Annotated in this window: 18 protein-coding genes; 11 read left to right on the top strand and 7 right to left on the bottom strand. The window is 72.1% G+C overall.

The genetic code is table 11. The features are described from left to right. Nucleotides 1-18 precede the first annotated feature (18 nt). A complete protein-coding gene (locus KBX26_RS08715) occupies nucleotides 19-483 on the top strand; it encodes a PPOX class F420-dependent oxidoreductase (RefSeq protein WP_030331329.1) in 465 nt (154 codons plus the stop codon). A 22-nt stretch (nucleotides 484-505) separates the two neighbouring features. Here KBX26_RS08715 and KBX26_RS08720 read toward each other — a convergent pair whose 3' ends face one another. Both KBX26_RS08720 and KBX26_RS08725 read right to left on the bottom strand, forming a co-directional pair. After that, nucleotides 506-1,147, bottom strand: coding sequence for an NAD(P)-dependent oxidoreductase (locus tag KBX26_RS08720; RefSeq protein WP_030331327.1), 642 nt, complete (start codon nucleotides 1,145-1,147; stop codon nucleotides 506-508). Between the two features lie 51 nt (nucleotides 1,148-1,198). Next, nucleotides 1,199-2,431 (bottom strand): serine hydrolase, encoded by a 1,233-nt coding sequence (locus tag KBX26_RS08725; protein WP_210865124.1) that lies wholly within the window; start codon nucleotides 2,429-2,431, stop codon nucleotides 1,199-1,201. A gap of 96 nt (nucleotides 2,432-2,527) precedes the next feature. Between KBX26_RS08725 and KBX26_RS08730 the strand changes: the two genes are divergently transcribed. From KBX26_RS08730 to KBX26_RS08740, 3 genes are all read left to right on the top strand, one after another. Further along, nucleotides 2,528-3,121, top strand: coding sequence for a pentapeptide repeat-containing protein (locus KBX26_RS08730; RefSeq protein ID WP_030331323.1), 594 nt, complete (start codon nucleotides 2,528-2,530; stop codon nucleotides 3,119-3,121). Nucleotides 3,122-3,320: 199 nt separating this feature from the next. Further along, nucleotides 3,321-4,265, top strand: coding sequence for a hypothetical protein (locus KBX26_RS08735; protein WP_030331321.1), 945 nt, complete (start codon nucleotides 3,321-3,323; stop codon nucleotides 4,263-4,265). 116 nt (nucleotides 4,266-4,381) lie between these two features. Beyond that, nucleotides 4,382-4,711 carry a hypothetical protein gene (locus KBX26_RS08740; protein ID WP_030331319.1) on the top strand — a complete coding sequence of 110 codons (330 nt, stop codon included), beginning with the start codon at nucleotides 4,382-4,384 and terminating at the stop codon, nucleotides 4,709-4,711. 45 nt (nucleotides 4,712-4,756) lie between these two features. Here KBX26_RS08740 and dacB read toward each other — a convergent pair whose 3' ends face one another. After that, on the bottom strand, nucleotides 4,757-6,340 hold the full coding sequence (gene dacB / locus KBX26_RS08745; protein ID WP_030331317.1) for a D-alanyl-D-alanine carboxypeptidase/D-alanyl-D-alanine-endopeptidase: 1,584 nt from the start codon (nucleotides 6,338-6,340) through the stop codon (nucleotides 4,757-4,759). Nucleotides 6,341-6,407: 67 nt separating this feature from the next. Further along, nucleotides 6,408-7,124: an MIP/aquaporin family protein gene (locus tag KBX26_RS08750; protein ID WP_030331316.1), complete on the bottom strand. Its 717-nt coding sequence runs from the start codon at nucleotides 7,122-7,124 to the stop codon at nucleotides 6,408-6,410. A 109-nt stretch (nucleotides 7,125-7,233) separates the two neighbouring features. Here KBX26_RS08750 and KBX26_RS08755 point away from each other — a divergent pair, with 109 nt between their 5' ends. Together KBX26_RS08755 and KBX26_RS08760 are read left to right on the top strand one after the other, a co-directional pair. Continuing rightward, nucleotides 7,234-8,307: an NAD(P)-binding domain-containing protein gene (locus tag KBX26_RS08755; RefSeq protein ID WP_030331314.1), complete on the top strand. Its 1,074-nt coding sequence runs from the start codon at nucleotides 7,234-7,236 to the stop codon at nucleotides 8,305-8,307. A gap of 193 nt (nucleotides 8,308-8,500) precedes the next feature. Next, nucleotides 8,501-8,782, top strand: coding sequence for an adhesin (locus KBX26_RS08760; RefSeq protein WP_030331312.1), 282 nt, complete (start codon nucleotides 8,501-8,503; stop codon nucleotides 8,780-8,782). A 10-nt stretch (nucleotides 8,783-8,792) separates the two neighbouring features. On the opposite strand, the gene KBX26_RS08765 is transcribed toward KBX26_RS08760, so the two are convergent. Next, entirely contained in the window at nucleotides 8,793-9,860 is a 1,068-nt protein-coding gene (locus tag KBX26_RS08765) for a beta family protein (RefSeq protein ID WP_210865125.1), read from the bottom strand. 91 nt (nucleotides 9,861-9,951) lie between these two features. Here KBX26_RS08765 and KBX26_RS08770 point away from each other — a divergent pair, with 91 nt between their 5' ends. The 4 genes from KBX26_RS08770 to KBX26_RS08785 all read left to right on the top strand — a co-directional run bounded on the left by KBX26_RS08770 (nucleotide 9,952) and on the right by KBX26_RS08785 (nucleotide 14,941). Beyond that, nucleotides 9,952-10,839, top strand: a complete 888-nt coding sequence (locus tag KBX26_RS08770; protein WP_210865126.1) for a sulfotransferase domain-containing protein — start codon at nucleotides 9,952-9,954, stop codon at nucleotides 10,837-10,839. Between the two features lie 257 nt (nucleotides 10,840-11,096). Beyond that, complete coding sequence (locus KBX26_RS08775; RefSeq protein ID WP_036411381.1) at nucleotides 11,097-11,489, top strand: cupin domain-containing protein; 393 nt, start codon at nucleotides 11,097-11,099, stop codon at nucleotides 11,487-11,489. 42 nt (nucleotides 11,490-11,531) lie between these two features. After that, complete coding sequence (locus KBX26_RS08780) at nucleotides 11,532-13,331, top strand: glycoside hydrolase family 15 protein (protein ID WP_030331304.1); 1,800 nt, start codon at nucleotides 11,532-11,534, stop codon at nucleotides 13,329-13,331. A gap of 242 nt (nucleotides 13,332-13,573) precedes the next feature. Continuing rightward, nucleotides 13,574-14,941: a pectate lyase gene (locus KBX26_RS08785; protein WP_030331302.1), complete on the top strand. Its 1,368-nt coding sequence runs from the start codon at nucleotides 13,574-13,576 to the stop codon at nucleotides 14,939-14,941. Between the two features lie 42 nt (nucleotides 14,942-14,983). On the opposite strand, the gene KBX26_RS08790 is transcribed toward KBX26_RS08785, so the two are convergent. Further along, complete coding sequence (locus KBX26_RS08790) at nucleotides 14,984-16,174, bottom strand: threonine synthase (RefSeq protein ID WP_210858670.1); 1,191 nt, start codon at nucleotides 16,172-16,174, stop codon at nucleotides 14,984-14,986. Nucleotides 16,175-16,187: 13 nt separating this feature from the next. Continuing rightward, nucleotides 16,188-17,219, bottom strand: coding sequence for a DNA polymerase ligase N-terminal domain-containing protein (locus KBX26_RS08795; RefSeq protein WP_210865127.1), 1,032 nt, complete (start codon nucleotides 17,217-17,219; stop codon nucleotides 16,188-16,190). Nucleotides 17,220-17,313: 94 nt separating this feature from the next. Between KBX26_RS08795 and KBX26_RS08800 the strand changes: the two genes are divergently transcribed. Further along, nucleotides 17,314-18,102 carry an aldo/keto reductase gene (locus tag KBX26_RS08800; protein ID WP_210865128.1) on the top strand — a complete coding sequence of 263 codons (789 nt, stop codon included), beginning with the start codon at nucleotides 17,314-17,316 and terminating at the stop codon, nucleotides 18,100-18,102. The last annotated feature ends 94 nt before the right edge of the window (nucleotides 18,103-18,196 follow it).

The raw sequence follows: 18,196 nt of genomic DNA on the forward strand, positions 1-18,196 counted from the left end.
CCCTGGTAGGAACGGGGAATGGCACGCAGCATCGCAACGAACACCCGGGTCGACCGGGACGGCCTGCTCGACTTCCTCCGGCCGCGGCACCGCGTCCTGCTGATGACCACCCGGGCCGACGGGCGCCCGCAGTCCTCCCCGGTCTCCGCAGGGGTCGACGGGCAGGGGCGGTTGGTCGTGTCCACCTACCCCGAGCGGGCCAAGGTGACCAACATCCGCCGCGACCCCCGGGTCTCGGCCTGCGTGCTCAGCGACGACTGGAACGGCCCGTGGGTGCAGATCGACGGCACCGCCGAGGTGCTGGACCTGCCCGAGGCGCTGGATCCGCTGGTGGAGTACTTCCGCAGCATCTCCGGCGAACACCCGGACTGGGACGACTACCGGGCGGCGATGGTGCGCCAGGGCAAGTCGCTGATCCGGGTCACCATCGACGCCTGGGGTCCGATCGCCACCGGTGGCTTCCCGGCCCGCCTCGCCGACTGAGCACCGCCGGACGGCACCCCGGTCAGTACGCGACGGTGAAGCGGGCGTTCCGGTGTCGTGGCTGTTCGATCTCGTCGACGATCGCCACCGCCAGGTCCTCGTAGGTGAGCACCGAACGGCCCTGCCTGTCGGTGACCGGCTGGTCGGTGCCGGTGCGGTAGTGCCCGGTGCGGGCGCCGGGGTGGAACTCCAGCGGGGGCGGCGAGACGTACGTCCAGGTCACCCCGTCGGCGGCGGTGCGGTAGTAGTCCAGCGCCTCCGCCTGGCCCAGCGCCGCGTCCCGGTACTCGGCCGGGAAGTCCGGCTCGTCGAGGATGCGGGTGCCGCCCGGGGTGAGCAGGGTGGACCCGCCGCCCAAGTGGATGATCCGCGGTGCGGCCGCCATCCCGCGCAGTGCGGTCACCAGGTTCTCCGCCGCGTCGCGCCACAGCTCGCGTTCGCCGCCGCCGATCGCCACGACCAGCGCGTCGGCGTCCGGGGCCAGCTCCCGCACACTCCGCTGGCTGGTCGCGTCGCCGGTGACCGTCCGCACCCCGGCCGGCAGGTACGAGGTGGCCTCCGGGCGGCGGACGGCGGCGATCACCCGATGCCCCCGGTCGGCCGCCTCGGCGACGACCCGCGAACCGGCGGTGCCGCCCGCGCCAAACACGACGATGGTGCTCACCGGCTCAGGTTAGGCAGTGGGCCGACTCGGCGTCGGTGGAACGGCGAACCGTCAGTCGACCAGGGCGGCGTAGACGAGCTGGCGCAGCTGGGAGCGCAACGGGTAGGTGCTCGACGGCATCAGCTGGGTGAACAGCAGGGCAGTGATCTCCTCCGCCGGGTCGACCCAGAACGCGGTGCTGGCCACTCCGCCCCAGTAGTACTCGCCGACGCTGCTCGGCAACCGGCTGGGGATCGGGTCGTCGACCACCGCGAAGCCGAGGCCGAACCCGATCCCGTCCAGGGTGGTCTCGGCGAAGCCGCCGGTGGACAGGGTGCCCAGGTCCTGACCGCCGGGCAGGTGGTTGCGGGTCATGAGCCGCACCGTGCGCGGCCCGAGCAGCCGGACGCCGTCCAGCTCCCCGCCGCGCAGCAGCAGCGAGGTGAAGCGGTGGTAGTCGGCCGCGCTGGAGATCAGACCACCGCCGCCGGAGAGCAACGCCGGCTTGCGGAACGCCAGCGACCCGAGGCTGTCGTAGCGGACGGCCCGGCCGCTGCGCGGATCCGGTACGTAGAGCGCGGCCAGCCGCTCGGCCTCGTCGCCCTCCACCCACCAGCGGGTGTCGGTCATGCCCAGCGGGCTGAAGATCCGGTCCGCGAAGAACGCGTCGAGGCTCTGCCCGGAGATCACCTCGACGAGTCGGCCGAGCACGTCGGTGGCGACGGAGTAGCCCCACGCCGTGCCGGGCTGGAACAGCAGCGGCAGCTCGCCGAAGGTCGCGCTGGCGGTGGCCAGGTCCACGTCCGCCGGCGGGTACAGGTCGTAGCCGGCGGCCCGGTAGAGCCCGTCGACCACCGAGGTCTGCAGGAAGCCGTACGTCAGGCCGGCCGTGTGGGTGAGCAGGTGCCAGACCCGGATCGGCTCGACCGCCGGCACGGTGTACGGCTTGAGCGTCGACCCCTTGGAGTAGACGCGCAGGTCGGCGAACTCGGGCAGCCAGCGGCTGATCTCGTCGGTCAGCTCGAACCGGCCCTCCTCCCACAGCATCATCGCCGCGACCGAGGTGACCGGCTTGGTCATCGAGTAGATCCGCCACAGGGTGTCGGCCTCGACCGGCGCGCCCGACTCCCGGTCGCGCAGCCCGTACGTCGAGGAGTGCGCCACCTCGCCGCGGCGGGTGACCACCACCTGCCAGCCGGTAAGCCGGCCGTCGTCGACGTACCCGCCGAAGTGCTCGTCGATCCGCGCCAGCCGCGCCGGGTCGAAACCGATCTGATCCGGGTCCATGCTCCGAGCCACACTCACGCCGCCGAACCTACTCGCCGGTACACCGGCGTCGGAAGGGGGCCGGCACCGGCCCGCCGTCCGTCGGCCGTCGGCGGTGCCCACTAGCCTGGCCGGATGCCGGAGTTGACCGAGGACGTGACCTTCCGCAACGACGACTGGTACGGCGAGGAGCTGACCGACCGGCACTTCGTGGGTTGCGAGTTCTTCGGGGTGGACCTGACCGAGGCGGTGAGCAGAGGCGCCGTCTTCACCGGGTGCACGTTCGGCAACGTGGCGTTCAACTCCTCCCGGCATGTCGACTCCGCGTTCACCCGGTGCGTCTTTCGGCGGTGCAACTTCTTCGAGGCCGAGTTCACCGGCTGCAAGCTGGTCGGCAGCACCTTCAGCGAATGTGATCTGCGTCCGTTGACGGTGGACGGCGGTGACTGGTCCTTCGCCGCGCTGCCGGGCGCCGACCTGCGCGGCGTTCGGCTGACCGGGGTGCGCATGCGCGAGGTGGACCTCACCAGGGCCAATCTGACCGGTGCCTCCGTCACTGGCGTCGATCTTTCCGGCGCCCAGCTGACCAATGTCCGGCTCGGCGGCGCCGACCTGCGGGGCAGCGATCTCACCGCGCTCGACCCGACGGTCGTCGAACGGGCCGGTGCCATCATCGACGTCGAGCAGGCCGTGACCATCGCGCAGCTGCTCGGTTTCCGGATCGGCTGACGCGTAAGGCGGTCGTGGGCTGCCGAAGTGCCAGTCCGGGCGGGCCAGGTTGTCCGACAGCGTCCCGTTGTGGGCTGGACACGTCCGGCAGTCCGGATCTAGCGTGTCGTCCACGCCCGTGTAAACGTGAATCGGCCCACAGTGGACGGTGTGGTCCGCTGCGGTCCAGGACGGCCGGGCGGTGGAGTTGGAGGGGTCGGTGGCGGACGAAGACCGCACGCGGGCTGGTTCGAGGGCTGGCGACGCGCCGCCGAGGCACCGTCCGCGTGCCACGACCGCCGGATTCACCCGCAGCGTGCTGCGCCGCGCCCGGCAGCGGCGGCGCTTTGTGGTTCAGGGAGCCGCCGTACTCGTCGGCCTGGTGCTGTTGATCTCGTACCTCAGCTTCTGGTCCGGGCCCGAGCCGGACGACCAGGTGGGTCTGGGCGGCGGGTCCGCCGGGACCGGCCGTTCCCCAGTTCTCCCGGCCGCCGACGGGCGCACCGGTGAGGCGGGGCCGGCCACCCCCGGTCTGCGCCCGCGCCAGCGCCCGCCCTCGCCGGACCCGACACCGTCGACCAGCCCGCCCGCCCCGCCGCCACCACCGGCCAAGCCCGGTGCGCCGGCGCTGTCGGTGAGCCGGGAGGAGATGCCCGCCGCCGTCGACCTCACCGCCGTGGGCACCCGGGACTGGGTGCACTGGGGGGAGGACGGCGGCAGGTCGACGATCCGCAAGCGCTCCGGCTCCGGCGAGATCATCGACGGGGGAGGCGCCGGCAGGCGGGTCGGCTGGGACGGCAACCAGGAGTACGTGCGCTGGTCCGACGGCACACCGAACCGCTCGACGAACGGCACCTCCAACGGTGTCTACACCTGCGGTGCCGGCAACGGCTTCAGTCTCGCCGTCGCGGGCAGCGGCGGGCCGCGCACGGTCCAGCTGTACGGCGGCATCTGGATGGCACGCGGGCGGCTGGAAGCGCGGCTGTCCACCGGCGGGCCCGCCAGCACCGCGCGGCTGGAAGATCCCTACACCAGTCAGAGCGCCCAGTTCACCATCCGCTTCACCCTGCCGAAGGGTGCTCGACTGTTGCTGAAGTGGACCGTCGAGAAGGTCTTCACGCAGCACTGCGGAAACGTCGGCCTCCAGGCCGTGGCGGTGCGCTGACTGACCGATCCATCGCCGCGCGGGCGGCGGCGGGACAGTTTGTCCGTCGCGGAGCGTCGAATGCGACGTAACTTTCTGCTGTCCCCATCCGACCATCCAGTGTGGAGGCAGCGGAAATGAGCAGCAGCACCGCCCACCGCGTCCGTCGTGCCGCTTCGTCCGGCACCGGTGAAGCGTCCGGGGAGGTTCTTCGCGACATTCCCCTGCCGCCGTACGTGACGGGCGAGGACACCCAGTTCGCCGTGCGGGCGGTGGTGGTGCACGCCCCCCGGCGGTGGTCCGGGGGTGTGGTCTGCCGCAACGATGCCAGCCCACACCCGTGCCGCCTGCACCGCTGGGGCACCCGGGTGCTGGCACTGCGCGGGCTGCGGGCCGCTGAGATCGCCGCGCTCATCGAGCGGGGCGACCCGACGGCGGTGGTCCCCCCACCGGACCGTCCGGCCTGAGCGCTCGCCGGGCCGGGAGGCGCGTCCGCGCCTCCCGGCCGTCGCTCAGCAGGTGATCGGTTTCACCCAGGCGCACTCGACGCCCTCCGGGGTGCGCGGCGTCTCCGGCACCGCCGGCGCTGCCACCCGGGCCGTCGACGTCTGTCCCTCGCGGAAGCCGGCCAGCGTTACGGCGATCTGGTCCTCCAGCGACTTCACCGACGCCGTCAGGTAGTTGTTCAGCAGGATGGAGAACGCCAGCAGCCGACCGTCGGCGCTGGTGACGTACCCGGAGAGCCCGGAGACACCGGTCAGGCTGCCGGTCTTGGCGTGCACGTTGCCCGCGGCCGGTGTGCCGGCCATCCGGCTGCGCAGGGTGCCACCGACGAACCGCTCGGGCTGGCCGGCGATCGGCAGCGCCGCGTACCAGGTGGCGAACCACGGTTCGGCGCGGACGGCGCTGAGCAGGTCGACGAACTCCGTCGCCGGGACGAGGTTGCGCCGGGACAACCCCGAGCCGTCCCGCTGGCGCAGCTTCCCGGTGTCCATCCCGGTGTCGGCGACGTACTCGCTGATCGCGGTGAGGCCGGCCGTCCACGTTCCCGAGCCGGAGAGCACCCGACCGATCTCCTTGGTCAACACCTCGGCGTGCCCGTTGTTGGAGAGCTTGAGGAACGGTGTCATCAGCTCGCCCAGGCTCATCGAGTCGTGTCGCGCCACCGGGTCGGCCGTCTCCGGGGTGGGCTGGCCGAGCACGGTACGGCCGAGCACCCGGACGCCGTGTCGGTGCAGCGCCGTCCGAAACACGTCGGCCGCGTAGCCGGTGGGTTCCCAGACGGTGACCCAGTCGCTGGCCGGCTCGTCGCCGAGGGCGATCTGACCGGTCACCACGACGGTGTTGCCACCGTGTTCGCGCTCGATCGAGATGGAGGTCTCGCCGCTGCTGACCGTCTCAGCGCGGTTGTCGACCCGGACGTATCCGGTGGCGGGGGTGGTGGTTACCACCGGCGGGGCGCCGGCCCGGTCGGCCGGCGCGGCGTGCACGATCACCGTGCCCGCGTCGTAGTCGGTGTCCGGGGCGACGGTCAGCGCGGAGACCGGGGCGGCGTAGTAGTAGGGCTCGTCGTCCCAGGTCCAGTCGGGGCCGAGCCGGGTGCTGTCGTAGCGGGTGTCGTCGGCGACCAGGTTGCCGGTGACCACCCGTACGCCGTCGGCGGCGACCTGCGCGGCGAGCGCGTCGTAGTCGGCGGCGAGCATTGTCGGGTCGCCTCCGCCGTGCAGGTAGAGGTTGCCGGAGAGCAGGCCCGCGCGACGCTTGCCGCTGGCGCGGACGTCGGTGGTGAAGCGGTGGCCGGGGCCGAGCAGCTCAAGGGCCGCGGTCGAGGTCAACAGCTTGGTGTTGGACGCCGGAATCAGCCGGCGGTCGCCGTTGCGGTCGTAGAGCGTCTGCCCCGTGCTGGTGTCGACCACGACCACCGAGGCCTGCGCGCCGCTCAGCCGGCTGTCGGCGAGGATCGTGTCGATGGTGGCGCGCAGCTGGGTCGTCGCGGGGGTGGGCGACTCGGCTGTGGCGCCGGGCGCGGCGGCGGTGGCCGCGGTGGCGACCAGCGCCAGCAGCGCGAGGGCCCGGGGAAAGTGACGACGATGCATGTGCTGATGCTGCCACGGAGATATTCGCCGGAAAAGGTCCCCGGGCGAAAGATATTGCCGTTACTGCCTATTTCGGCTCGCCGACCGATTTCTCGTGACCACCCCAGTAGTGCCGCTGCGCCCCCATCAGCAGTGGTGCGACCAGCGCCGCGAGCGCCCCGCCGAGCAGCGGGAAGACGATGAACACCCAGAGCTGCCGCAGCGCCACGCCGCCCTCGAAGACCGCCGGGCCGAACGCGCGGGCCGGGTTGACGGCCGCACCGGTGAGCGTCACGCCCACCAGTTGGGTGGCGGCCAGCGCCAGCCCGATGGCCAGTCCGGCGGTGCCCGGATTCTCGCTCCGACTCGTCACCACCAGCACCACCAGCACGAAGAGGAAGGTCAGTACGACCTCCAGCACGGCAGCGCCGCCCCGGTTGATGTGCGCGCCGTAGCCGTTCGCGCCCAGGGCCCCGGTCTGGTCCGCGACGTCACCCCATCGGGTGAGCGCCCACAACACGAAGGCCGCGATGGTCGCGCCGACGAACTGCGCGATCCAGTACGCCACCGCACCGAGCACCGAGATCTTTCCGGAGAGCAGCACACCGAGCGTCACCGCCGGGTTGACGTGGCTGCCGGAGAGTGGGCCGATCGTGTAGACCAGGGCCACCATCACGAACCCGAAGGCCAGCGCCACCACCACCACGCCGCCCTGGACCCGGGCGGCGACCGCGCTGCCCACGCCGAAGAACACCAGCAGCAGGGTGCCGAGGAGTTCGGCCGCGTACCGACGGAAGTCGCTCATTCGCTCAGCGTAAGTGCCGGTCGGGTGGTCGACGCCGGAATGGCCGGCTGTGACCGGCGCGACGACCGACGGCGGGCACAGTCCCGACAACCGGGCTGTTGTACCCCGTGTGGACACCCTCTCCGCGGACGTCGTGGTGATCGGCGCCGGCCAGGCCGGTCTGAGCGCCGGCTACCACCTGCACCGCACCGGTTTCGCCCCCGGCAGTGGCTTCGTCATCCTCGACGCCGACAACGGGCCCGGCGGCGCGTGGCAGCACCGCTGGCCGACGCTGGTCTTCGACAGGGTGCACGGCTTCCACGACCTGCCCGGCCTGCCGCTCCCACCCGCCGATCCGCACCGCCCGGCCGCCGAGCAGGTCAGCGCCTACTTCGCCGCGTACGAGAGGACCTTCGACCTGCCGGTGCGGCGGCCGGTACGGGTCCGGGCGGTGCGCTCCCGCCCCGACGGACGACTGGACGTGCACACCGACCGGGGCACCTGGACCGCCCGAGCCCTGATCAACGCCACCGGCACCTGGACGCGGCCGTTCTGGCCGCACTACCCGGGCCGGTCGACGTTTCGGGGACGGCAGCTGCACACCGCCGACTATCGGGGGCCGGCCGAGTTCACCGGCCTTCGCGTGGTGGTCGTCGGCGGCGGCACCTCGGCCGTGCAACTGCTCGGTGAGGTCTCCACCGTCGCGGCGGCCACCACCTGGGTGACCCGCCGGCCGCCGTCGTTCAACGACGAGGAGTTCGGCCCGGAACTGGGTCGTGCCGCGGTGGCCCGGGTGGACGAGGCGGTCCGGGCCGGCCGACCACCGGGAAGCGTGGTGGGCGTGACCGGGCTGCCGGTCACCCCCGAGGTGCGCCGGCTGCGCGAGCGCGGCGTCCTCGACCGGCTACCCGTGTTCGACCGGATCACACCCGACGGGGTGGCCTGGGCGGATGGGCGGAACGTGTCGGCGGACGTCATCCTCTGGTGCACCGGCTTCCGGGCGGCCATCGACCATCTCGCCCCGCTGGGCCTGCGCGCGCCGGGCGGCGGTATCACGATGGACGGCACCCGGGTGGTCGCCGACCCGCGGGTTCACCTGGTCGGGTACGGCCCCTCGGCCAGCACGATCGGGGCCAACCGGGCCGGCCGCGCGGCGGTCAACGAGATTCGCGCCTGGCTGGCCCCGGCCGCCGCTCTCCACTGATCCGGCTCTATTTGACGGATGGTCCGCCAGCGGGCACGGTGGAAGTGACGGGGCCGTCAGCTGCCCCGATCCGATGCGACGGCGATGACCGTTCGCCCCTCTGTCGCCTCCCACGCGTGCTCGTAGGCGGGCCCGACTGTCCGGTCCGTGCCGTATTCGACAGCGAGCCGAGAATCCACGAGGAGTTCCACTCATGCTCACCATGACCGATAACGCCGTGCTCGTCATTCGTGACCTCGCCAATCAGCAGGACGTCGCCCAGGACGGTGGGGTGCGAATCGCCGCCGACACCGAGGCCGGCTCGCTCACCGTCGAGCTGGTGCCCGAGCCGGTGCAGGGCGATCGGGTGGTCGACAACCAGGGCGCCCGGATCTTCCTGGACGAGGACGCCGCCGAGCTGCTCGGTGACGCGTCGGTGGACGCGACCGTCGACGACGAGGGCGTCATCCAGTTCGGCTTCACCGAGAAGCAGTAGCACCAGAAGCTCACCGCAACGGGCGCCCCCGCTGCGGTGGACCCTGCCCGGGGTGCCACCTCGGCGCACCGTCGCCGGCCGGGTGCAACAGCGTGTTCAGCACGTGGGCCAGGTGGTGCGAGGTGCTCCACGCCGCCCAGTTGGCGGTCGAGCCGGCGCCGGCACCCCTGCGGGCCCGGCGCAACAGCTCATGGTCACCCCACGAGAAGGCCGCCCCGGTGGTCGGCCAGTGTGGCGCCGACACCAGCGTGCGACACAGGTCGGCGAACCGGTCGTCGCCCCGGCCGCCGCGTCGCGCCCAGCGGTAGATCCACCAACTGCCGTCGTCGGTGTACCGCACCGTCGGCAACCGGTCGCCGGGATCACCGGTGCCCGGCACCGCCGGGTGGACGCCGTAGTCGCCGTAGTCGACCCCGGCGTCGGCCAGCCGTCGCCACAGCTGCCAGTCCCAACGGTCCAACTGGACCGGTTCGTCGGTGGGCAGGCCGGACAGCGTCGGCGGCATGCCGCCCGCCGCCACCGTCACCGACCGCCAGGCGTGTCGGCGCGCCCAGTCCAGCAGGCGGCGTATCCGGGGCTCGGCGGCCCGCACGTCCGCCGGGCAGCACACGTCCCCCGCGTCCACCAGCAGGTCGCACTCCTCCGGGGCGAGGTCGGTGAACCGCCAGATCCGTTCCACAGCGGTGGTGCTCGCGTCCGGCCCGGCCCGGTCCTGGCCGGCCCGCAGCCGGATGAGCGCCCGGCGGCCGTACGCCCGTGCCGCCGCGCCGTGCGCGACCAGCCGGTGGTCGCTCTCGGAGAGCCCGATGACCGGCACCATCGGTACGCCCCAGCGGGTCAGCTCCGCCTCGGGGATGTCGGGCAGCGCGCTGACGTCGACGGCGGGCAGCAGCCCGGACGGCAGCCGGCGAACGGTGTCCATCGTGGACCTGTCGATCGTGCCGATCTCCAGGACCGGGGCGACCAGCTCGGCGTACGCGGGATCGAGGTGGCTCAGGGCCTCAAGCTCGCCTCGTCGGTTGGCGAGGATGGGGCGGTAGAGCGTTGCCGCCGCCCGGCCCCCGTGGGCGGGCACCATACTTCAATCTAGCCAGGCATGCGCATGTCTCACAGGGGTGTAAGTCGGAATTCGGCTGCTCGACTGTCGGTTCGACGACTACCATCCACCGGTGCTCACGCCAATTCACCGGTACCGATCCGACGACGAGGACAGCGCGCGGTGGACCGGTTTCCCGTTCCGCGACGGCGACATCGTGATCAGCACCCGGTCCAAGAGCGGCACCACCTGGATGCAGATGATCTGTGCGCTCCTGGTGCTGGGCACCCCGGACCTGCCGGCGCCGCTGCCCGAGTTGTCGCCGTGGCTGGACTGGTTGGGCGAGCCGCGAGCCACGGTGTACGACCGGCTGGCCGCCCAGCAGCACCGGCGGTTCATCAAGACGCACACCCCGCTGGACGGGGTGCCGCTCGACCCGCGGGTGCACTACGTGGTGGTGGCCCGACACCCACTGGACATGGCGGTCTCCCTCTATCACCAGGCCGCCAACCTGGACCGGGCGCGGCTGGCCGAGCTGACCGGCCAACCCGCCACGGCCGGGCCGCCGGGTGAGCGGCCCCCGGTGCGGGAGTGGTTGACGAGCTGGGTCGACCGGGAGGTGGACCCCCACTCCGAGCTGGATTCGCTCCCCGGGGTGCTGATGCACCTGACTGACGCGTGGGCCCGCCGGCACGAGCCGAACATCGAATTGGTGCACTACGACGACCTGCTGGCCGATCTGGGCGGTGAGATGCGCCGGCTCGCCGACCGGTGGGGCATCACGGTCCCCGACGCGCGCTGGCCCGCGCTCATCGAGGCGGCCACCTTCGGCCGCATGCGCGAGCGCGCCGACCAGCTGGCACCGGACACCCTCGGCGTGCTGCGCGACCGCCTGGCGTTCTTTCGCCGAGGAGGCTCCGGTCAGGGACGCGACCTGCTGGACGAGCCCGCGCGATCCCGCTATCAGCAACGGGTCGCCGCGCTGGCCCCGCCCGAGCTGCTCACCTGGCTCCATCGCTGAGTCGGGTGAGCGCACGGTGGCTCGAAAGAGCGCACGGCGCCGCTCGACCGTGGTCGGAACGTCGCCGCGCTCTGGCCGTCTCCCACCACCGCAGCCGTTCGGCGGTACGCCGGCGGGGACCTGGCTCGACCGGCGCTTCGTGCCGGTCCGCGCTGTCGATCCCCGGTCCGCGCGCATCCAAACCCTCTGACCGTGGGGAATTCCACCATCTGCGACTCCCGGCGTGGCGCGCCGCCGGACGGGGTATGAGCGTGGGCATGGAGCATTTCACTATCGCGACTGTCGCCGAGAAGAGCCCGGATTTCCGGCGGGTGCTGTGGACCGGTGAGCACACCCAGCTGGTCATCATGACCATTCCGCCGGACGGGGAGATCGGCGAGGAGGTGCACGAGGGCATCGACCAGATCCTGACCTTCGTCAGCGGCGTCGGCGAGGCCCGGGTCGCCGGCGCGAAGCGGAAGGTCGCCGCAGGCGACCTGGTCGTGGTTCCGGCGGGCACCAAGCACAACTTCGTCAACACCGGCCCCAACCCGCTGGTGTTGTACACGGTCTACGGGCCGCCGGAGCACGCCGACCAGGCGGTGCACAAGACCAAGGAGGAGGCCGACGCGGCCGAGGCGGCGGGGGAGGACGAGCCGCCGACCGAGTGAGGCGCCCGGTCTGATCCGGCCTGATGCGGGTACCCCCGGCGGGTGGAGCAGCAGCCGGCGATCTCCGACTACGGGTTCCTCTCGGACTCCCGTTCGGGTGCCCTGGTCGGCAAGGACGGCTCGATCGACTGGTGGTGCCCGCACCGGTTCGACGGGTCGGCCGTGTTCGCGCGGCTGCTCGACCCGGGTGCCGGCCATTTCCGGCTGGCGCCGGTAGGCGTCGGCGGTCCGGGCCACCGGGTGGAGCGCGCGTACCTGCCGGACTCGCTGGTGCTGCGGACGGTGCACCACACGCCGCACGGCAGCGTGGCGGTCGTCGACGCCCTCGCCGCCGAGGTGGGCGCCCGCGCCCACGAGTTGGGCAAGAACTCCCCGGCCGTGCTGATCCGGGTCGTCAAGGGGCTGTCCGGGCGGGTGCGGATGGGGCTCGACTTCGCACCCCGCCCGGAGTACGGCCTGCTCACGCCATACCTGCACGACCAGCCGGACGGCGGGGTGCTGGCCGGGGCCGGCCCGGTGGTGCTGGTGTTGCGCGCCGGGGGTCTGCACCTGCGGGCGGGCACCGACCGGGTGACCCACGAGTTCGAGGTCTCCGCCGGTCAGGTGATCGGGATGGACCTCGCGTTCGGTGAGGCGTACGGCGATCCGCCGGCCCGACTGGACCCGCTGGCCGCCCTCGCGGAGACGACGCAGGCGTGGCAGGCGTTCCGGGAGACGCACGGGTACTCCGGCCGCTACCCCGAACTCGTCAAACACAGCGCGACGGTGCTGACCGGCCTCACGTACGCCCGCAGCGGCGCGGTCGCCGCCGCGCTGACCTCCTCGCTGCCGGAGCAGATCGGTGGCGACCGGAACTACGACTACCGCTACTCGTGGCTGCGGGACTTCTCGTTGACGATGCGGGCGCTCTGGGTGGCGGCCTGCCCCGAGGAGACGTCCCGGCTGTTCGCCTGGGCGACCCGCTCGATCGGCCGGTTCGGCGACGAACCCGTGCCGGTGCTCTTCGGGCTGGAGGGCGAGCGCGACCTTTCCGAGCACCACTGCGACCACCTGCGCGGCTACCGGGACAGCCGGCCGGTGCGGATCGGCAACGACGCCTGGCGGCAGCGTCAGCTCGACGTGCCGGGCGAGGTGATATCGGCGGTGTGGCGGCTGCGCGACTACCTCGGTGCGAACTTCGAGGTCGAGTTGCGGGAGATGGTGCTCGGGTTGACCGAGCAGGTGGCCGCGACGTGGCACCTGCCGGACCGGGGCATCTGGGAGACCCGCGACGACGAGCGCCACTACCTCTCGTCCAAGGTGTCCTGCTGGCTGACCATGGACCGGGCGGTGGGGCTCGCCGACCGGCTCGGTGATCAGGCCGACCCCCGTCGCTGGGCCAACGTGCGTGACGAGATCCGCGAGACCGTGCTGCGCGAGGGGTGGAACGAACGGATCGGGGCGTTCACCGGCGCGTTCGGGTCGGCGGAGTTGGACGCCTCGGTGCTCGCCCTGCCGGTCACGCACTTCCTGCCGGCCACCGACCCACGGATGCGCTCGACGATCGCGATGGTCGAGCGCGAGCTGGGCACCGAGGCCGGTCTGCTGCGACGCTGGACGGCCGACCCGGCCGGCTTCCTGCTGTGTTCGTTCTGGCTGGTGGAGTGCCTGGTGATGACGGGCGAGCAGCAGCGGGCCGAGGCGCTCTTCGAGCGGGTCGTCGGGTACGCCAACGACGTGGGGCTGTTCAGCGAGCAGATCGACCTGGCCACCGGGATGCAGCTGGGCAACATGCCGCAGGCGCTCTCGCACATCGGGCTGATCAACGCGGCCTGGCGGATCACCGAGCCGGAGAGCTACTGAGCCGTCGAATCCTGCAACAGACCTGCAAGCGCCAGGCATTGACGCTGATGGTTGGACAGTCCTAGCCTCGAAGATGCGGGAAAGCCCTTTCCCACGGCTTTGATCCCGCTTCACCCCGCTTCGGATCCGGGCGTCCGACGGGGCCACACCGATCCCGTTCAGTGCCGCACGCACGCCGCGCCGACGCGTCTCGGGCCCGACGGGCACAGGGATCACCACCACATGCGTCAAGGAGGACACCTGTGCAGCAAAGACGACTCTCCGGCCGCCGACCACTACTGCTGGCGGTGGGTGCCGGGGTGACCGTGGCGGCCCTCGCCGCCGGCATGACCTCGGCCTTCGCGGCCACCATCTTCAGCGACGACTTCACCGACGGCGACACCTCCGGCTGGTCCAAGTCCGGTGGCACCTGGGCGGTGGACGGCTCGGGGGTGCTCAACCAGTCCAACGCCGGCAGTGAGCTGGCGCGCCAGTTCGCCGGCCAGACCAGCTGGACCAACTACTCCGTGCAGGCCCGGGTCAGGCCGGCGAGCTTCGGCTCGTCCAGCGCCCTGGTCGGGCTCGCCGCCCGCTCCTCCAGCAGCACCAAGATGTACCGGCTGGCCCTGCTCGGCTCCGGCCGCGCCGAACTCCAGGCGGTCAACGGCAGCTCCGTCACGGCGATCGGCTCCGCCTCGCTCGGCGTCGGCACCGGCACCTGGTACACCCTGCGTATCGAGACCAGCGGCAGCACCATCCGCGGGTTCGTCAACGGCACCCAGATCGCCTCCGGCAGCAACAGCCTGGTCGGCGCGGGCCGGATCGGCCTGGTCACCGCGTACGCCAGCGGTGGCTTCGACGACGTGCTGGTCGACTCGTCCGGCGGTGGCACCCCGACCACGCCACCGCCGACCACCACCCCGCCGCCGACCACTCCGCCACCCACCACCACTCCGCCGCCGGCCGGCTGGCCGACGCCCACCGCCAGCCAGAAGGTGGACGCGACCATCCCGGTGTCCGGCACCTTCGACGGCGGGCTCAAGCGTTACTACGGCATCGGTGACGGCGGGCAGAGCGAGAGCCAGGACCCGATGTTCGAGTTGGCCGCCGGGGCCACCCTGCGCAACGTGATCATCGGCGCGCCGGCCGGTGACGGTGTGCACTGCGAGGGCAACTGCACCCTGATCAACGTCTGGTGGGAGGACGTCGGCGAGGACGCGGCGACCTTCCGCGGCGGCACCACGTACACCGTCGACGGCGGTGGCGCCCGCTCCGCCAGCGACAAGGTCTTCCAACACAACGGGTCGGGCACCGTCTACATCAAGAACTTCCGGGTGGAGAACGCCGGGAAGCTCTACCGGGCCTGCGGCAACTGCTCCACGTCGTACCAGCGGCACGTGGTGATCGACAACGTGATCGTCCGGAACACCGACGCGATCGCCGGCATCAACACCAACTGGGGCGACACCGCCCGGTTCACCCGGATCACCATCGTCGGCGACCCGGACCGGGAGACCTCGATCTGCGTGAAGTACAAGGGCGTGCCGAAGGGCAGCGAGCCGACCGAGATCGGCGAGGGCGCCGACGGCGTCAACTGCCTCTACTCACCATCGGACATCACCTACCAGTAGGCACCGTGCGTCGGCACCCCGCGGTCCGCGGGGTGCCGGCTCTCACGCCAGCACGGGTACGCCGGACACGTCGACAGTGTCCGGATACTTCAGCCCGGCGCCGGTGTTGAGCACCACCACCCGTTCGCCGGCCCGGATCCACCCGCCGGCGCGCAGCTGCCGCGCCGCCGTCAGGCAGGCCGCACCCTCGGGGCAGAGCAGCAGCCCCTCCCGACCGGCGAACTCCCGCAGGTCGGCCAGGATGTCCGCGTCGTCGACGGCGACGGCCGTGCCGGACGACTCCCGCAGCGCCGCCAGGATCAGCTCGTCGCCCAGCGGGGCCGGCACCGTGATGCCGAACGCCACGGTGTGCGCGTCCGCCCACGGCTGCGCCCGATTCTCGCCGGCGGCGAACGCCCGCACGATCGGCGCGCAGCCGGTGGACTGCACGGCCACCAGCCGGGGCAGCTTGTCACCGACCCAGCCCAGCTCGCGCAGCTCGTGCAGCGCCTTGTGGATGCCGATCAGGCCGACACCGCCGCCCGTCGGGTAGATGATCACGTCCGGCACCTGCCAGCCGAGCTGCTCGACGATCTCGTACCCCATCGTCTTCTTGCCCTCCAGCCGGTAGGGCTCGCGCAGCGTGCCGGCGTCGAAGATCGCCCCGTTCGACTCCGCGATCAGCTCGGCCACCCGCCGGCCGGCGTCGCCGATCAGCCCGTCGATCAGGCGCAGGTCGGCCCCGGCGGCGACGCACTCCCGCCGGCAGATGCTCGGCGCGCTCAACGGCATGACGATCGTCGCGCCCATCCCGGCCCGCGCGGCGTAGGTGGCCCAGGCCGACCCGGCGTTGCCGTTGGTGGGCATCGCGACCCGCTCGACGCCCAGCTCACGGGCCCGGCTCACGCCGACCGCGGCGCCCCGGGCCTTGAACGAGCCGGTCGGGATCAGCCCCTCGTCCTTGACCATCAGGTCCGCGATGCCGATCTCGGTGCCGTACGCCGGAGTGCGCAGCAGTGGCGTCCAACCCTCGCCCAGCGTGGTGACGTGCCGGGGATCGGCCACCGGCAGCAGCTCCCGGTAGCGCCACAGATCGGCCGGGCGCAGCGGAAAGCGTTCCGGGGTGACCGCCTTCGCCACGGCTGGCAGGTCGTAGCGGGCGAGCAGCGGCGACCCGCAGTCGCAGAGGTTCTGTAACCGGTCGGCGGCGTGCTCCTTGCCGCACCGCGGGCAGTCCAGGTGGGTCAGGTACACGTCGCTCCTCGCGTCAGACCGCGTCGATGCCCAGCCAGCGTCGGCTGCGCCGCCCCGGCTCGTAGACCGAGTCCAGCCGTTTGGCGACCACGCCCGGCAGGCCCTGTTCCTGCCCGGCACGCAGGGCCTCGTCGCCCGCGCCCGGGAACCACGGCGGAGTCTGCCAGTGCGCACCGGCCAAGGCCAGCCCATCGAGCAGCTCCCGGCGTTGCGCGTACGGCACGTCGACGCTGCTCACGCCCTCCAGCCAGAGCAGGTCGACGATCAGGTACTGGGCGTCGGCGGGGAGCCGGCTGCCGGTGCTCGGACGCACCCGGCCGGCACCGTCGATGCGCACCAGCACACCGTCGAGCACCGCCTCGGTGGGGGCGAGCGCCTCGGCCATCGCGCGCAGCCACTGATATCCGCCGGTGATGTCCTCGTCGGTCTCGGAGAGCAGCCGCAGCCGGCCGCCGGAGACGTACGCCATCGCCCGGACGCCGTCCCAGCGCAGCTCGTATCCCCAGGCGGCGCTGTCGCGGGGGAGCCCGGCGGCGGGCGTGGCGTGCATCGGCCGGACCAGATCCGGCATCGTTGTCCAGCCGGGTGGCGCGGGGTCGGTGCGGCGGACCATCCAGTCCCGCCCGCCGGTGGCGAACAGCACGTAGCGCCCTGCGGTCCGGTCACCGGCGAGGGTCACGATCACCTCGTCGTCGCGCCACTTCTCGCAGTGGTAGGTGCCCCGGTCGTGGATCAGCATCCGGCCCCCGCCGTACTCACCGGCGGGGATCTCGCCGGCGAAGTCGAGGTACTCCATCGGGTGATCCTCGGTGTGCACGGCGAGGTGGTTGCGACCCGGATCGCGTGGCAGCCCGCGTGGCACCGCCCAGGACGCGAGCACCCCGTCGTGCTCCAGGCGCAGGTCCCAGTGCAGGCTGCGGGCGTGGTGCTGCTGGATGACGAAGCGGGCGGCGTCGGGGCCGGCCGACGGCGGGCCCTGCGGCACCGGCTCGGGTGTGCGGGCCGCGTCCCGCCGTCGCCGGTACTCCCGCAGCCGGTCGGTCACACCCGCATTCTCCGGCAAAACCGACCGGTGCGCTGGACGCCCCAGTGTCCGGTTCACTCGGCGGTCGGGGGCGCGGCGGGGTAGAACGGACCTCATGGACCTCACCGACCAGCCCACCGCCCTGCTCCCCGGTGACGTGCGGATGCCCCTGCTCGGCTTCGGCACCTGGCAGGCCACCGGCCAGGCCGGGTACGACGCCGTGCTGGCGGCGCTCGACACCGGCTACCGGCACCTCGACACCGCCACCGTGTACGGCAACGAGCGGGAGGTCGGCCGTGCGGTGCGCGAGAGCGGGCTGCGCCGGGAGGACGTCTTCATCACCACCAAGCTGCCGCCCAACCAGGTGGGCCGGGAGCGGCAGACGCTGGAGGCCAGCCTGGAGGCGCTCGGCGTCGACCACCTGGAACTCTGGCTGATCCACTGGCCGCCGAGGTCGCCGGCCGACAGCATCCCGCTCTGGCGGGAGCTGATCGCCGCCCGGGACGAGAATCTCACCCGGGCCATCGGCGTCAGCAACTACAGCACCGCTCAGATCGACGAGCTGATCCAGTCCACCGAGGAGAACCCGGCGGTCAACCAGATCGAGTGGAGCCCCGCGCTGTACGACCGGCAGCGGCACGCCGAGCACCGGGACCGGGGTGTGGTGCTGGAGGGGTACAGCCCGTTCAAGACCAGTGACCTCAGTGACCCGGTGCTGGTCAGGATCGCCGCCGCGCACGGCGTCTCGCCCGCGCAGGTGGTGCTGCGGTGGCACATCGACCACGAGATCGTGGCGATTCCGAAGTCGGTGACCCCGGAGCGGATCACCGCCAACTTCGACGTCTTCCACTTCTCGCTGACGGCGGAGGAGATGCGCGACATCGACGCGCTCGGCGAGGGCTGATCGGCGGATTCCTTCAGCGGGTGACCCGCTGATGAAGGGTATCGACATCGACGTACGTGACGGTATAGCGTGCCCGTCATCACGTTCGTCGATC

This window comes from Micromonospora sp. C97 (assembly GCF_018070385.1).
Classification (GTDB): Bacteria; Actinomycetota; Actinomycetes; order Mycobacteriales; family Micromonosporaceae; genus Micromonospora; species Micromonospora parva.

Coding starts and splice junctions, on each gene's coding strand:
- KBX26_RS08775 (WP_036411381.1), top strand. CDS start 11,097: ATGGAGCATTTCACTATCGCGACTGTCGCCGAGAAGAGCCCGGATTTC.
- KBX26_RS08760 (WP_030331312.1), top strand. CDS start 8,501: ATGCTCACCATGACCGATAACGCCGTGCTCGTCATTCGTGACCTCGCC.
- KBX26_RS08750 (WP_030331316.1), bottom strand. CDS start 7,124: ATGAGCGACTTCCGTCGGTACGCGGCCGAACTCCTCGGCACCCTGCTG.
- KBX26_RS08800 (WP_210865128.1), top strand. CDS start 17,314: ATGGACCTCACCGACCAGCCCACCGCCCTGCTCCCCGGTGACGTGCGG.
- KBX26_RS08740 (WP_030331319.1), top strand. CDS start 4,382: ATGAGCAGCAGCACCGCCCACCGCGTCCGTCGTGCCGCTTCGTCCGGC.
- KBX26_RS08730 (WP_030331323.1), top strand. CDS start 2,528: ATGCCGGAGTTGACCGAGGACGTGACCTTCCGCAACGACGACTGGTAC.
- KBX26_RS08715 (WP_030331329.1), top strand. CDS start 19: ATGGCACGCAGCATCGCAACGAACACCCGGGTCGACCGGGACGGCCTG.
- KBX26_RS08765 (WP_210865125.1), bottom strand. CDS start 9,860: ATGGTGCCCGCCCACGGGGGCCGGGCGGCGGCAACGCTCTACCGCCCC.
- dacB (WP_030331317.1), bottom strand. CDS start 6,340: ATGCATCGTCGTCACTTTCCCCGGGCCCTCGCGCTGCTGGCGCTGGTC.